This is a genomic window from Nocardioides aestuarii, from assembly GCF_039527245.1.
GTDB lineage: Bacteria > Actinomycetota > Actinomycetes > Propionibacteriales > Nocardioidaceae > Nocardioides > Nocardioides aestuarii.
The window spans coordinates 954,089-967,781 of sequence record NZ_BAAAJT010000002.1; the positions used below are offsets into that span (position 1 = coordinate 954,089).

Sequence of the window (13,693 nt, forward strand, 5' to 3'; positions counted from 1 at the left end):
CGATGTTCTTCAGCGTGGTGTCGAGGTCCTGCTGGTCCGCGATCCACGCCGTCATCTCCTTCCAGAACGAGCCGGCACCGACCTCGCCGGGCATCTGGTCTGACCCGTCGAACAGGAAGGCCGTCGAGTCGTAGCCCACGTTGGCGATGTCGCGGGTCAGGTCGTTCGGGTAGAGCGAGGCGTCGAACGTGGTGTGGGGCGAGATGAAGGAGCTGTTGGGCGCCGCCTCCTCACCGATCGTCGGGTCGGCCAGCAGGTTCATCACCGCGGCGGTGTTGTCGTCGTCGGAGAGCATGACCGCGAGGTCACCACCACCGAGGACGGGGTTGTCGCCACCAGCCTCGGCGGGCGGGAAGCCGAACACCCCGACCTCTGCGTCGAGGTCCTTGACGCCGCCGCTCTCCTGGAAGAAGCCCGTGATGAACGAGCCCTGCTTGTAGAGCCAGCACTCGGGCTCGGCCTTGAACATCGGGTTGCCGGCGGTGCCGAAGTTGGTGCTCGGGATGGACTGACGGCCACCGAGGACGTTGCCGTCGGTGAACATCAGCTCCTCGAACTCCCCGGCGGCCTGACGGACCACGTCGGAGTCGAACGGGACCTCGTGGGCGACCCACTGGTTGTAGACGTCGGCGCCGCCATAGCGCATGACGAGGTCCTCGAACCAGTCGGTGGCAGGCCAGCCGGTGGCCGCCTCGGACTCGATGCCCATGCACCACGGGGTGCCGCCGTCGGACTTGATCTGCTCGGTGAGCTGGTTGAGCTCGTCGATCGACTCCGGCGCCTGGTAGCCGGCCTTGTCCCAGGCCTTCTTGTTGTAGAACACCAGCGACTTGATGTTCATGCTGACGAGCAGACCGCGCAGCTCGCCGTCGACGGTGCCGGCCTCGAGCGTGCCGGGGGTCATCGTCTCCTGGAGGGCGTCCATGTCGAGGACGTCGTCGAGGGCGACGGTGTCGGTGCGGGCGACCACGTCCTTCACCACGCCGGGCTGGGGGATGAGCGCGATGTCCGGGACGTCGCCGGCCTGGATGCGCTGCATGATCAGCGAGTTGATGTCGTCGACGCGCTGGACCTTGATCGACACGCCGTCGGGCGCCTTGGCATCGAGGGCGGATTGAAGTCCCTCGACCACGGGTGGGTCGACGGACACCCAGACGAGCACCTCGTTGTCGCCGCCGGCCTCCTCGTCACCCCCGCCTGCCAGGCAGCCGGTCATGGTCGTCGCGACCGCTGCGGCCATGCCGAACGCCGCCACGCGGCGCATGCTCCTCGTCCTCATGGATTGACTCCTCGGTGTCGGGGGCGACGCCGTCGGCGCCGACGTGTGACCTCAGTCATACTCCGGGTCTGTGACGGTTGTCCACGGTCGAGACGGCCTCGCGGGACGATGGCCGATAACGAAGTGGCAACGGTCCCCTGTCCGCGGCGTCGCCCTCATGCTGCTGTTGTCAGGCTGGCCCTGCGGACCGGCCCCGGGTTGAGCAAACGTTTACGTGCCCATCGTGGCCCACGTCACAGTTCGTGGTCAAGGGGTCTGGCGCAAACGTTTACGACCTGAGTAGCCTGACCCGGGTGAGCACCCCGCCGGAGGGCCTGTCGCGCGAGGGGACGCCGGCCAACATGGCCGACGTCGCCGCTCGGGCCGGCGTGTCCATCGCGACGGTGTCGCGCGCCCTGCGCGACCTGCCGGGCGTCGGCCAGGAGACGCGCGACCGGATCCGTGCGATCGCCGACGAGCTCTCCTACGTCGTCTCCCCCGAGGCCTCGCGCCTGGCCCGCCGCGAGACCGGACGCGTCGCGGTCGTGGTCCCGCGCGCCGACGTCTGGTTCTACTCCGCGATGCTCGCCGGCCTCGAGGCCCGGCTGCGGCAGGCCGGCCTCGACGTCCTCGTCTACCAGGTCGACGGGGTGACCGCGCGGAGCACCTTCTTCCGGGACCTGCCCTCGCGCCGCAAGGTCGACGCCGTCGTCCTGGTCGCGATGCCGGTGCTCGCCGAGGAGGAGAAGCGGCTCGACCTGATGGGCGCCGAGGTCGTGGTGGCGGGCGGCCGGCTGCGCGACTGCCCCCACGTCCGCGTCGACGACCACGAGGTCGCGCGCCTCGCGGTGGGTCACCTCCTCGACCTCGGCCACCGCCGCATCGCCCTCGTCCGCACCAGCGACACCGAGGGCACCCGCTGGTCGGCCGACGTCGAGCGGGTGCGCGGCTTCCGCGACACGCTGGCGGCCGCCGGGTGCCCGCTGCCCGAGGAGTACGTCGTGACCCGCCCCTTCGGGGTCCGCGCGGGCGCCGACGGTGTCGACGCGCTGCTCGACCTGCCCGAGCGGCCCACCGCGGTCTTCGCCTACTCCGACGAGCTCGCCGTCGCTGCGCTCCAGCGGCTGCGCGAGCGCGGGGTCGACGCGCCGCGCGAGATGTCGGTGGTCGGCGTCGACGGCCATCCCCTCGCCGAGCTCTTCGACCTCACGACGGTCGACCAGGGGGTCGCCGCCCAGGCCACCTCGACCGCCGAGCTGGTGGTCGCGCTGCTGCGCGGCGACCGGCCCGAGCGCTCGACCGTGCTGCCGAGCCGTCTGGTCGTGCGCGGCACCACGGCCGCGCCGCTCGACGGGTGACCGGCCGGGGACCCGTCAGTGACCGAGGAGCTTGCGCTTCAGCGCGCCGGGCGGGCCCTTGCGGGTGACCGTGACGCCCGCCATCAGCGCCACGCCCTTGACCCTGACCACCGGTGAGTCCGCGGTGACCTCGGCCGGCACCTTGTCGCGCCCCTGGTCGAACGCGCCCATGATCCCGACCCCTTCGACGACGACGTGGGTGCGGGCGTCGACGACGATGTCGATGCCCGCCATCACGGCGTTCGCGTAGATCACCGTCTCGCGGGCCGCGAAGGTGGCCTCGCGCAGGTCGAGGGTGATGCCGCCCATGAGCGCGAAGGCGTTGTGCCGCTCCGGCACCAGCCACGCGCCCTTGCGCGTGCAGTCGCCCATGATCGAGACCGAGTTCTCCCAGGTCGAGGTCACCGGGGCGGTGCTGCGGGGCACGGCCGGCGCCGACTGCTGGGGGTGGGCCGGCAGGTCGATGGTGATCGGCACCAGGTCGGCGTAGGTCTTGGCGGCGTAGGTCGCCTCGAGCCGCTCGTCGAGCTCCTCGATGTCGATGCGGCCCTCCCCCGCGGCGTCGCGCAGCAGGTCGGCGACCTTGTGGCGGTCGGCGTCGGAGATGCGCAGCTGCGAGGGGTCGCCGGGACGGGGCTGGGGCTCGAGCGGTCCTGCCATGCGAGTCAGCCTAGACGCCGGACAGCGGCGTCCGGGTCCCCTAGCCTCCGTCCTGCCCGCACCGTCGTGGCGCGGCCTGTCCGGCACGGGGGTTCCTGCCATGCGTCTGCTGCTCTACGTCCTCCCACTCGTCCTCATGGTCTTCTGCCTGGTCGAGGCGGTCACCAGCCGCGACGACGAGGTGCGACACCTCGGCAGGGTCTGGTGGATCCTGCTGATCCTGTTCTTCCCGCTGGCCGGGTCGGTCGCGTGGCTGGTCGCCGGACGCCCCACGGGCGTCCGCGGCCGCCGGTCGGCGTACGAGCGGGAGGTGCCCGACTTCCCGGAGTACGACCGCCCCGGCCGGATGGCGGCGGCCGACCCCGGGGCCGACGCGGAGTTCCTGCGCAAGGTCCGCGAGCGCGCGGAGGAGCAACGGCGCAGGGCGGCCGAGCAGAAGCGGCGCGAGGAGGGCGACTACCCTTCGACGGGTGAGTGAAGCCGAGTTCCGTTACTCCGACCTGCTCCCCCTGGGCGCCGACGACACGCCCTACCGGAAGATCACCGACGAGGGGGTCTCGACCTTCGAGGTCGACGGCAGGACCTTCCTCCAGGTCGACCCCGAGGCGATCCGACGGCTGACCGCCGAGGCCATGCACGACATCGCCCACTACCTGCGGCCGGCCCACCTCGCCCAGCTGCGCCGGATCATCGACGACCCCGAGGCGTCGGGCAACGACCGCTTCGTGGCGCTCGACCTCCTCAAGAACGTCAACATCTCCGCCGGCGGCGTGCTCCCGATGTGCCAGGACACCGGCACCGCGATCGTGATGGGCAAGAAGTCCGAGGGCGTGCTCACCGGCGCCGACGACGCCGAGGCCGTCAGCCGGGGCGTGTTCGACGCCTACACGAAGCTCAACCTCCGCTACTCGCAGCTGGCCCCCCTGACGACCTACGAGGAGAAGAACACCGGGTCCAACCTCCCCGCCCAGATCGAGCTCTACTCCACGCCGACCGGTCCGGGTGGGAAGCCTGAGTACAAGTTCCTCTTCATGGCCAAGGGCGGCGGCTCGGCCAACAAGTCCTTCCTCTACCAGGAGACGAAGGCGATCCTGAACCCCACGCGGATGCTGAAGTTCCTCGACGAGAAGCTCCGCTCGCTCGGCACGGCCGCCTGCCCGCCCTACCACCTCGCGGTCGTCATCGGCGGCACGTCGGCGGAGTACGCGCTCAAGACCGCGAAGTACGCGAGCGCCCACTATCTCGACCACCTGCCGACCGAGGGGTCGATGGATGCCCACGGGTTCCGCGACCTCGCGCTGGAGGAGGAGGTCTTCACGCTGACCCAGGCCTTCGGGATCGGTGCCCAGTTCGGGGGCAAGTACTTCTGCCACGACGTCCGCGTCGTCCGCCTCCCCCGCCACGGGGCCTCCTGCCCGGTCGCGATCGCCGTCTCGTGCTCGGCCGACCGCCAGGCGCTCGGCAAGATCACGGCCGAGGGCGTCTTCCTCGAGCAGCTCGAGACCGACCCGGCCCACTACATGCCCGACGGCGGCGTGTCCGAGGAGATCTCGGGCGGCGAGGTCGTGCCGGTGGACCTCAACCAGCCGATGGAGGAGATCCTGGCCGAGCTCACGCAGCACCCCGTGAAGACCCGGCTCTCGCTCACCGGACCGCTCGTCGTGGCGCGCGACATCGCCCACGCCAAGATCAAGGAGCGGCTCGACGCCGGCGAGGAGATGCCCTCCTACCTGCGCGACCACCCGGTCTACTACGCCGGGCCCGCCAAGACCCCCGACGGCATGGCGTCGGGGTCGTTCGGCCCGACCACGGCCGGCCGGATGGACTCCTACGTCGAGCAGTTCCAGGCCGCGGGCGGGTCGAAGGTGATGCTCGCGAAGGGCAACCGCAGCAAGGTCGTCACCGAGTCGTGCGAGGCCCACGGCGGGTTCTACCTCGGCTCGATCGGCGGCCCCGCCGCCCGCCTCGCCCAGGACTGCATCCGTTCGGTCGAGGTCCTCGAGTACGAGGAGCTCGGCATGGAGGCGGTCTGGAGGATCGAGGTCGAGGACTTCCCGGCCTTCATCGTCGTCGACGACAAGGGCAACGACTTCTTCACCGACCCCTCCGGCACGGTCACCGTCCCGCTCACCGGCATCCGGGTCCGCTCCGCGGAGTAGGCCGAGACCTTCGAGCAGCGGACGTCCCACGGCCAGACCACGTCCACAAACCTGGGACAAACTGTGGACAAGTGCGCCCGAGCGTGATGCATTGGACTCAAGCATTGGACAAACCTTCGACAAGGGAGTCGACATGACCAGAGCCCGCACCCGCCTCGCCGCCGCCACCGCCGCCATCGCGGTCGCCGCCACCGGAGCCGTCCTCACCGCGTCACCGGCCGAGGCCGCCAAGCCCGACACCTCGTGCATGAAGGCGGGCATCAAGACCCTCCAGTCGGCCGGCCTCCTCGACGACGTCGCCCGCGACGGCCTCGCCATCGAGACCGCCGTCTCCCTCGGGGTCGGCGTCCGCGACGGGGCCGACATCAGCGGAGTGCCTGACCCGCTGCCACTGTCGCTGATCCTCGCCGACCACCGCGCCGGCTCGTCGAGCCTGTTCACCTACCCGTGGTGCCCGGGTCGCTGACGACCGGCGAGCACGAGCACCGGTCCGCGCCTCCCGTCCCCGAGGGAGGCGCGGACCGCTCCTCGTCCTCGGAGACCGACGCGCGCTACGAGCGGGTGTCGGTGTCCCCGGGGTCGTCCTCCCACTCAGGTCGGGCGTTTGGACCCTGAGGCCCCTCGTCGACCTCGCCGCTCTCGGCGTCAGGGGCGCCGGCAACCGACTGGTCCGGCTGGATCGGCGTGTCCGCGTCGGCCTCGTCGAGGTTACCGACCTCCGAGACCTGACCGTCCTGCTCGTCGTGACGACTCATGGGTCCACTGTGTCGGACCGGTGGTGAGGCGACCTCAGCCGTGGAGGCGGAGGGCGAGGTCGGCAGCGGCCGCCCCCGGGCGGTGGCCCAACGGCTCGACCCCCTCGACCCGGTCCTGATAGGCGCCGCCGAGCAGGACCTGCGTCAGCGGGGCCAGCGCACCGGCCAGCTCCCGGGCGGCGGGGAGGTCCTCGACGAGCGGCACCCCCACCACCGCCGCCCGCGGGACCACCGCGCGCGTCGTGGCGACCCAGGCCTCGACCGGGAGGTCGCTGCCGAGGTAGGTGACGTCGAGACCCCGGGACCGGGCGACGACGGCGAAGGCGAGGACGCCCAGCTCGTGGCGCGAGCCCCGCGGCAGCCCCACGACAATGCGCGGCGCGTCGACCGGCGCGGGCGGCACCTCGTCGTAGAGGCGCGAGAGCCGGCGCTGCACCGCGGCGCTTGCGAAGTGCTCGCCCGCGACACTGACCTCACCGCGAGCCCAGGCCTCGCCGAGCTTCGCGAGGGACGGCAGGAGCCATCCGTCGACGGCGTCCGTCGGCTCCCCGACAGCGAGCTCCTCGTCGAGGAGCCGGTGGAGGCCGAGCGCGTCGAAGTCCACGGCGCAGCGGGTGAGCGCCCCGAGGTCGCCGGTGGTCGCCCCGGCCTGCGGACGGGGCGGGGAGACACTCGTGCGGTCGAGGACCTGGCGCGCCGCGTCACGGGCCGACCAGCCCGCGTCGACCAGGTCGCGCATGGCGCTCAACCGTCGGATCGCCTCGTCGTCGTAGAGGCGGTAGTTGCCTTCGGTGCGCGCAGGCGCCACGACGCCGTAGCGCTGCTCCCACTTGCGCAGCGTGGCGGCTGGGACACCCGTGAGCACACCTGCCCTGCTCACCGTGTACATGACTGCGAGGATACCCGAAGGTCTGGACAAACATTGGACATTCTGTCCCGGGTAGTGGAAAGGTGTGACGAGCACGGCTCAACCGGGGCCGACGACGAAGGGCTGGCCCCCATGTCCACCGCTACCGCAGACGTGCCGACGACAGCGGGCTGGCGAGCGCCAGCAGGCGTCCTGGTCGTGGCAGCGTCCGTCGTCGGAGCCATCCTCGCGATCACCCCCGCCGCCAGCAGCACCACCCAGCGTGACCCGGCCTGCAGCGACCGCTTCACCACCACCGGCCCGCTCGTGTCGACCTGCGTCGAGCGCCATCGTTGACGAGCCGCCCGGCTAGCGTGTGCGCCGTGGACCAGCCGATGGACTACGTCGAGCTCGCCCGCGCCGAGTCCCCGCGCGGCGAGCTCGTGCTGCGCGAGCGGCGGCAGGAGGGCGCGACTCCGGTCGTGGAGCTCCGGGCGAACGGCGTGTTCGTGATGGACAACGCCGAGTTCACGAGCGAGGAGGCGCTGGCGGCCGCCGCGCTCGACCTCGTGGCCGAGCCCCGCGAGGTGCTGGTCGGCGGCCTCGGTCTCGGCTTCACCGCCCACCGCGTCCTCGCCGACCTCCGCGTGGAGCGCTGCACCGTCGTCGAGATCGAGGAGGCGCTGGTCGGCTGGATGCGCGACGGCACCGTCCCCCACGGCCCCTCCGTGCTCGCCGACGCCCGCGCCCGGGTCGTCGTCGCCGACGTGGCCGCAGCGCTGGCCGAGGCCGGTGAGGCGACCTACGACCTGGTGCTCCTCGACGTCGACAACGGACCCGGCTACCTCGTCCACGACGCCAACGCCGCGCTCTACCGCACGCCCTTCCTCACCGACGTACGCCGCGTCCTGCGACCGGGCGGGGCGGTGGTGGTGTGGTCGATGGACGAGGCCGACGACCTGCAGCGGGCGCTGGCAGAGGTGTTCACCGAGGTCGACGCCGTGCCCCACCCGGTGCGGCTCCAGGACCGTGACGAGGACTACTGGCTGCTCGTGGGTACGGTCGACGCGTGAGCGACGACTTTCGGACCGAGCACGACTCCATGGGCGAGGTGCGGGTGCCCGCCGACGCCCTGTGGCGGGCGCAGACGCAGCGTGCCGTGGAGAACTTCCCGATCAGCGGCACCCCGCTCGAGCCGCGCCTCGTCCGCGCGCTCGCCCTCGTGAAGCAGGCAGCCGCGCGGGCCAACCGCGAGCTCGGGGTCATCGACGAGGCACGCGCCCGGGCCATCGAGGAGGCGGCCGGGGCCGTCGCGAGCGGTGAGCACGGCGACCACTTCCCGGTCGACGTCTTCCAGACCGGGTCGGGGACCAGCTCCAACATGAACATGAACGAGGTACTGGCCTCGCTCGCCGCGGCCGACGGCACTGAGGTCCACCCGAACGACCACGTCAACGCCAGCCAGTCGAGCAACGACACCTTTCCCACCGCGATCCACGTCGCCGCCACGCTCGCGGTCGTCGAGGACCTCCAGCCGGCGCTGCGGGTGCTCCACGACAGCCTCGCCGCCAAGGCCGAGGAGCTCGCGGACGTCGTGAAGTCCGGTCGCACCCACCTGATGGACGCGACGCCGGTGATGCTCGGCCAGGAGCTCGGCGGGTACGCCGCCACGCTGGCGCTCGCCGGCGAGCGGCTCGACTCCGTGCTCCCCCGCGTGCGCGAGCTGCCCCTGGGAGGCACCGCCGTCGGCACCGGGATCAACACCCCGGAAGGCTTCGCGGCGGCGGCGATCCCGGCGCTCTCGGACCTGTCGGGCCAGCCGTTCACGGAGGCCCGCGACCACTTCGAGGCGCAGGGGACCCGCGACTCGCTGGTCGAGCTCAGCGGCGTGCTGCGCACGATCGCGGTCGGCCTCACCAAGATCTGCAACGACCTGCGCTGGATGGCCAGCGGTCCGACGACGGGCCTGGCCGAGATCCGGCTGCCCGACCTCCAGCCGGGGTCGAGCATCATGCCCGGCAAGGTCAACCCGGTGCTGCCGGAGGCGACGCTGATGGTCTGCGCCCAGGTCGTCGGCAACGACGCCACCGTGACCGCGGCCGGGGCCTCGGGGAGCTTCGAGCTCAACGTGATGATGCCGGTCCTCGCGCGCAACGTGCTCGAGTCGGTCCGCCTGCTCTCCACCTCGACCCGACTGCTCGCCGAGCGCTGCGTCGACGGCATCACCGCCGACGTCGACCGGATGCGGGCCTATGCCGAGTCGTCACCCTCGATCGTCACGCCGCTCAACCGGCTGATCGGCTACGAGGAGTCGGCGAGGATCGCCAAGCAGGCCATGGCCGACGGCGCCACGATCCGCGACACCGTGGTGGCGATGGGCTACGTCGAGCGTGGCGAGCTCACCGAGGAGCAGCTCGACGCCGCGCTCGACGTGGCGTCGATGACCCGTCCCTGACGATCCTCACTTGAAGACGCGGTCGGCCCCGGCGCCGCCCTTGATCCGGTCCTTGCCGGCCATGCCGACCAGCCAGTCGCCGTGCATGCCGCCGTTGATGCGGTCGCGTCCGTCACCACCGCGGATCCAGTCCTTGCCGGCACCGCCGAAGAGCCGGTCGCCGTCCGTCGCGCCGCCGAGGTAGTCGTTGCCGCGACCGCCGAAGACCGTGTCGCGGCCGGCGTCGGAGAGCACCGCCATCTGGAACCGTGCGGGCAGTCCGCGTCCGTCGACGCGGTCGTTGCCGAGGCGGGGACGGATCTCGAGGAGGACCGGGTCGTCGGTGCTGGCCCCGTCGGGGATGGCGCAGGAGGCGGCCTTGCCCGGGCTGACCCGGACCTTCCGGCAGGAGTCAGGCAGCGACTTCCACGACCACAGGCCGGTGTCGCGGAAGCGCAGCCGGTCGCCCACGACCTTGATCCGGAGCCGCGCGCCCTGGGCCCCGGAGATGAAGCGGTAGCCGTGGGTGGTGCGGAGGATGAGCGCCTGGTGGCCGGTCACCTTCGGCTGGGGGCCGTCGTCCGGCATGATCGAGTCGTCGAACGGGTGGATCGGGCCGTAGCCCTCGGGCTGGTCGGCCGTGGCGGCCGGGCCGAGGGCCACGAGGGCGATGACGGTGGCGAGCGTGGTGGCGAGCGCCGCGGCGATGCCGCAGATCACTCGCAGGGGGGTGCGAGTCATGGGGGGGTCCTTCGTCGGTCGGGGGGCTACCGAGTGGGCTGCTGCGCCCCGGAGTCTAGGTCGCAGACCCTGACCTGACCACCCCCGGACCGGACCTCCTGCGTCAGTACCAGTTGTTGGACTGCTTGAACTCCCACGCGCTGCACGGCGAGCCGTAGGAGTCCTGGATGTAGTCGAGACCCCAGCGGATCTGGACCTCGGCCGACGTGAAGTAGCCCGCGGGCATGTCGTGGGTCTCGGTCAGCGCCTGCGGGATGCCGTAGGCCGAGGACGACGGGTTGTCGGCGTCGACGCGCCAGTTGCTCTCGCTGACGTAGAGCGCGTCGAGGCAGCTGAACTGGTCGGCGGAGAAGCCGTACTCGGGCAGCAGGGCTCGCGCGATGTCACGGGGGTCGGAGGCGTCGAGGTTCTCGCTGCCGGTGACGGCACCGCCCTGCGACTGGTCGAGGGAGGCCTCCTTGACCTCGTCCTTGCGGTCGCGGCTGTCCGAGCGCGACAGCAGGTCACGGCCCTCGTCGAGCTCGGCCCGGGTCAGGGGCTCCGTCGTGGCGTCGTCGACCGACGAGCTCATGGTCGCGGCGGTGACGTCGTCACCGTTGACGACCCCGCCCGCGACGACCACACCGGTGGCGGCCACGGCGGCGGTCGAGAGCACAGCGGCGTTGCGCACGACCGTGCGCTGCGCCTGCTGGGCGAGCGTGCGCTCACGGACGGTGCGGTGCTTGGGGGCGTACCTGGGCGTACGGCGGGACTTCGACAGGGGCATGGGGAGGTATATCGGGGGTAGACGACAGGGTCGAGTGCTGCGGTGGTGCGGGGGGGTGCAGGCACCCGGCTCCGTGAGCTCCTCGGGGGCCCGATCCGCCAAGGTCACGAATTGATCACGAGCCACCCTGCAGGAGGCAGGTGGCTGATGCAAACCGAACGCCGCGGAAATGCGTGAAATCTGGATCACACACCAGCACACCAGCACCACAGGTCACACACGTCACGCCGGCCCCGGGTCACGGACCCCGGGCCGGCGTAGGACGCGCGTCAGAGCGTGACGTTCTCCAGCATCTCGGTCACCAGGGCGGCGATCGGCGAGCGCTCGCTTCGGGTCAGCGTGGTGTGGCTGAACAGCGGGTGCCCCTTGAGCTTCTCGACCACGGCCACGATGCCGTCGTGGCGGCCGACCCTCAGGTTGTCGCGCTGGGCCACGTCGTGGGTCAGCACCACCTTCGAGTTGGCACCGATCCGCGAGAGCACCGTCAGCAGCACGTTGCGCTCGAGCGACTGGGCCTCGTCGACGATGACGAAGGCGTCGTGGAGCGAGCGGCCGCGGATGTGGGTCAGCGGGAGCACCTCGAGCATGTCGCGGGCCAGCACCTCGTCGATGACGTCGCGCGAGGCCATCGCGCCGAGGGTGTCGAAGACCGCCTGGGCCCACGGCCCCATCTTCTCCGCCTCGGACCCGGGGAGGTAGCCGAGCTCCTGGCCGCCCACGGCGAAGAGCGGCCGGAAGACCACGACCTTCTTGTGCTGCCCGCGCTCGAGCACGGCCTCGAGGCCGGCGCAGAGCGCCAGTGCCGACTTGCCCGTGCCGGCCCGGCCACCGAGCGAGACGATGCCGACCTCGGGGTCGAGCAACATCTCCAGCGCGATCCGCTGCTCGGCGGAGCGGCCGTGGATCCCGAACGCCTCCCGATCCCCGCGCACGAGGTGGACCAGCTTGTCCGGGCCGACCCGGCCCAGCGCCGTGCCGCGCTCGGAGAGCAGGACCAACCCGGAGTGGCAGGGCAGGTCGCGCGCGGCGTCGAGGTCGAGGGTGCCGTCGTCGTAGAGCTCGTCGAGGTCGGCCGCGGTCACGTCGAGCTCGGACATGCCGGTGTAGCCGGTGTCGGAGTCGCTGACCGCCTCGGCCTTGTACTCCTCCGCGGGCAGCCCGACGGCGGAGGCCTTGATCCGCAGCGGGAGGTCCTTCGACACCAGCGTGACCGCGTGCCCCTCGTTGGCGAGGTTGCGCGCCACCGCGAGGATCCGGGTGTCGTTGTCGCCCAGCCGGAAGCCGCTCGGCAGCGACGCCGCGTCGGTGTGGTTGAGCTCGACCCGCACCGTGCCGCCCTCGTCGCCGATCGGCACCGCCTCGTCGAGGCGACCGTGGGAGACCCGCAGCTCGTCGAGCATCCGCAGCGCCGAGCGCGCGAAGTAGCCCAGCTCGGGGTGGTGACGCTTGCCCTCCAGCTCGGTGATCACCACGACCGGGAGCACGACCTGGTGCTCGTGGAAGCGCCGCAGCGCCGCCGGGTCGGCCAGGAGCACGCTCGTGTCGAGCACGAAGGTGCGGCTGGCGGGGGCTGAGGTGCTCGGGGTCTTCTTGCGCGAGCTGGCGGGCGCCTGGGTCTTGCTGGCCTGGTTGGGCACGGTGTCACCCCTCGGGGACCGGCGCGCGCACTCCTCGCCCGGTCCGTGTTGTCCTGCTACGTGGACCGGGGAGAGCGCGGTGGACCGGAGTGCCGGCCCCCTGGCGCGCGGCGGGATCTCCACCACGCGTGTCGGTCGTGACTGCTCACGAACTGCCTCCCGGTTCGGCCGGCTTCCCCACCTGCCGATGACTCGGAAAGTACGCCCGCCCGGGAGCCGATCCGGGGCGACACGCCCGAACGCAGGGTGAAGCCTGCGTAACGTCCGCTCAGCGACCCAACCGACGCTCGCGCTGGGCATAGGCCCGGATCGCGCGGAGGAAGTCGACGCGGCGGAAGTCGGGCCAGTAGGCCTCGCAGAAGTAGAACTCCGACCTCGCGCTCTGCCACAGGAGGAAGCCTCCGAGCCGCTGCTCGCCCGAGGTCCGGATCACGAGGTCGGGGTCGGGCTGGCCCTTGGTGTAGAGGTGGTCGGCGATGTGCTCGACGTCGATCAGCTGCGCGAGCTCCTCGAGGCTCGTGCCGAGCGCTGCGTGCTCGGTCAGCAACGAGCGCACGGCGTCGGCGATCTCGCGGCGACCGCCGTAGCCCACCGCGATGTTGACCAGGATGCCGTCGACGTCGCGGGTGTCGTCCTCGGCCTGCTTGAGCCGCGCCGCGGTCGCCGCCGGCAGCAGGTCGAGCGCGCCGACCGGGTGGAGGCGCCAGCGGCGCTCGTCGGCGAGGGTCGCGACGGCCTCCTCGATGATCTCGAGCAGCGGCTCGAGCTCCTCGTGGGCGCGGTTGAGGTTGTCGGTCGAGAGCAGCCACAGCGTGACGACCTCGACGCCGACCTCGTCGCACCAGTCGAGCAGCGGCTCGATGTTGGCCGCGCCGGTGCGGTGGCCGTGGGCGGTGTCGCGCCCGACCGCCTTGGCCCAGCGGCGGTTGCCGTCGAGCATGACGCCGACGTGCTTGGGCAGCTTGTCGGCGGGCAGCGAGCGGACCATCCGAGCCTCGTAGGCGGGGTAGAGGCGCCGACGTACGGCGTCCTTCACTCGTCTGGTCGTCCCCACGATGTCCAGCGTAGACCCCCTCGT

Annotated in this window: 15 protein-coding genes; 7 read left to right on the forward strand and 8 right to left on the reverse strand. The window is 71.6% G+C overall.

What is annotated here, in order from left to right; all coding sequences use genetic code 11:
• The coding region (locus ABD091_RS04860) for an ABC transporter substrate-binding protein (RefSeq protein WP_343916021.1) at positions 1-1,279 on the reverse strand (1,279 nt) is incomplete at its 3' end.
• Between the two features lie 293 nt (positions 1,280-1,572).
• Between ABD091_RS04860 and ABD091_RS04865 the strand changes: the two genes are divergently transcribed.
• Positions 1,573-2,616, forward strand: a complete 1,044-nt coding sequence (locus ABD091_RS04865) for a LacI family DNA-binding transcriptional regulator (RefSeq protein ID WP_343916022.1) — start codon at positions 1,573-1,575, stop codon at positions 2,614-2,616.
• Between the two features lie 15 nt (positions 2,617-2,631).
• Here ABD091_RS04865 and ABD091_RS04870 read toward each other — a convergent pair whose 3' ends face one another.
• Positions 2,632-3,276 carry a DUF1707 SHOCT-like domain-containing protein gene (locus ABD091_RS04870; RefSeq protein WP_343916023.1) on the reverse strand — a complete coding sequence of 215 codons (645 nt, stop codon included), beginning with the start codon at positions 3,274-3,276 and terminating at the stop codon, positions 2,632-2,634.
• 100 nt (positions 3,277-3,376) lie between these two features.
• Here ABD091_RS04870 and ABD091_RS04875 point away from each other — a divergent pair, with 100 nt between their 5' ends.
• The 3 genes from ABD091_RS04875 (at position 3,377) to ABD091_RS04885 (ending at position 5,901) form a co-directional block, all read left to right on the forward strand.
• The gene (locus ABD091_RS04875) at positions 3,377-3,754 is read left to right on the forward strand and encodes a PLD nuclease N-terminal domain-containing protein (RefSeq protein WP_343916024.1); all 378 of its coding nucleotides are present in this window, start codon (positions 3,377-3,379) and stop codon (positions 3,752-3,754) included.
• The gene (locus ABD091_RS04880; protein ID WP_343916025.1) at positions 3,747-5,435 is read left to right on the forward strand and encodes a fumarate hydratase; all 1,689 of its coding nucleotides are present in this window, start codon (positions 3,747-3,749) and stop codon (positions 5,433-5,435) included. The genes ABD091_RS04875 and ABD091_RS04880 overlap by 8 nt, the downstream gene beginning before the upstream one ends.
• A gap of 133 nt (positions 5,436-5,568) precedes the next feature.
• The gene (locus ABD091_RS04885; protein ID WP_343916026.1) at positions 5,569-5,901 is read left to right on the forward strand and encodes a hypothetical protein; all 333 of its coding nucleotides are present in this window, start codon (positions 5,569-5,571) and stop codon (positions 5,899-5,901) included.
• Between the two features lie 85 nt (positions 5,902-5,986).
• Here the strand turns inward: ABD091_RS04885 and ABD091_RS04890 are convergent, their stop codons facing one another.
• On the reverse strand, positions 5,987-6,190 hold the full coding sequence (locus tag ABD091_RS04890) for a hypothetical protein (RefSeq protein ID WP_343916027.1): 204 nt from the start codon (positions 6,188-6,190) through the stop codon (positions 5,987-5,989).
• A gap of 34 nt (positions 6,191-6,224) precedes the next feature.
• Positions 6,225-7,079, reverse strand: a complete 855-nt coding sequence (locus ABD091_RS04895; RefSeq protein WP_343916028.1) for a MerR family transcriptional regulator — start codon at positions 7,077-7,079, stop codon at positions 6,225-6,227.
• A 177-nt stretch (positions 7,080-7,256) separates the two neighbouring features.
• Between ABD091_RS04895 and ABD091_RS04900 the strand changes: the two genes are divergently transcribed.
• The 3 genes from ABD091_RS04900 to ABD091_RS04910 are packed head-to-tail and all read left to right on the forward strand — an operon-like array spanning position 7,257 to position 9,492.
• Positions 7,257-7,394, forward strand: a complete 138-nt coding sequence (locus tag ABD091_RS04900; RefSeq protein WP_343916029.1) for a hypothetical protein — start codon at positions 7,257-7,259, stop codon at positions 7,392-7,394.
• 26 nt (positions 7,395-7,420) lie between these two features.
• Positions 7,421-8,110: a spermine/spermidine synthase domain-containing protein gene (locus tag ABD091_RS04905; protein WP_343916030.1), complete on the forward strand. Its 690-nt coding sequence runs from the start codon at positions 7,421-7,423 to the stop codon at positions 8,108-8,110.
• Entirely contained in the window at positions 8,107-9,492 is a 1,386-nt protein-coding gene (locus tag ABD091_RS04910) for a class II fumarate hydratase (protein ID WP_343916031.1), read from the forward strand. The genes ABD091_RS04905 and ABD091_RS04910 overlap by 4 nt, the downstream gene beginning before the upstream one ends.
• A gap of 6 nt (positions 9,493-9,498) precedes the next feature.
• On the opposite strand, the gene ABD091_RS04915 is transcribed toward ABD091_RS04910, so the two are convergent.
• The 4 genes from ABD091_RS04915 to ABD091_RS04930 form a co-directional block, all read right to left on the reverse strand.
• Entirely contained in the window at positions 9,499-10,212 is a 714-nt protein-coding gene (locus ABD091_RS04915) for a calcium-binding protein (protein WP_343916032.1), read from the reverse strand.
• Between the two features lie 103 nt (positions 10,213-10,315).
• On the reverse strand, positions 10,316-10,978 hold the full coding sequence (locus tag ABD091_RS04920) for an aggregation-promoting factor C-terminal-like domain-containing protein (protein ID WP_343916033.1): 663 nt from the start codon (positions 10,976-10,978) through the stop codon (positions 10,316-10,318).
• A gap of 269 nt (positions 10,979-11,247) precedes the next feature.
• On the reverse strand, positions 11,248-12,615 hold the full coding sequence (phoH2, locus tag ABD091_RS04925) for an RNA 5'-3' helicase PhoH2 (protein WP_343916034.1): 1,368 nt from the start codon (positions 12,613-12,615) through the stop codon (positions 11,248-11,250).
• A gap of 268 nt (positions 12,616-12,883) precedes the next feature.
• The gene (locus ABD091_RS04930; RefSeq protein ID WP_343916035.1) at positions 12,884-13,669 is read right to left on the reverse strand and encodes an isoprenyl transferase; all 786 of its coding nucleotides are present in this window, start codon (positions 13,667-13,669) and stop codon (positions 12,884-12,886) included.
• Between the last annotated feature and the right edge of the window lie 24 nt (positions 13,670-13,693).

What these genes read in the sequence shown, in the direction of transcription:
- ABD091_RS04915 (WP_343916032.1), bottom strand. Translation starts at nt 10,212, where the DNA reads ATGACTCGCACCCCCCTGCGAGTGATCTGCGGCATCGCCGCGGCGCTC.
- ABD091_RS04920 (WP_343916033.1), bottom strand. Translation starts at nt 10,978, where the DNA reads ATGCCCCTGTCGAAGTCCCGCCGTACGCCCAGGTACGCCCCCAAGCAC.
- ABD091_RS04890 (WP_343916027.1), bottom strand. Translation starts at nt 6,190, where the DNA reads ATGAGTCGTCACGACGAGCAGGACGGTCAGGTCTCGGAGGTCGGTAAC.
- ABD091_RS04870 (WP_343916023.1), bottom strand. Translation starts at nt 3,276, where the DNA reads ATGGCAGGACCGCTCGAGCCCCAGCCCCGTCCCGGCGACCCCTCGCAG.
- ABD091_RS04895 (WP_343916028.1), bottom strand. Translation starts at nt 7,079, where the DNA reads ATGTACACGGTGAGCAGGGCAGGTGTGCTCACGGGTGTCCCAGCCGCC.
- ABD091_RS04875 (WP_343916024.1), top strand. Translation starts at nt 3,377, where the DNA reads ATGCGTCTGCTGCTCTACGTCCTCCCACTCGTCCTCATGGTCTTCTGC.
- ABD091_RS04885 (WP_343916026.1), top strand. Translation starts at nt 5,569, where the DNA reads ATGACCAGAGCCCGCACCCGCCTCGCCGCCGCCACCGCCGCCATCGCG.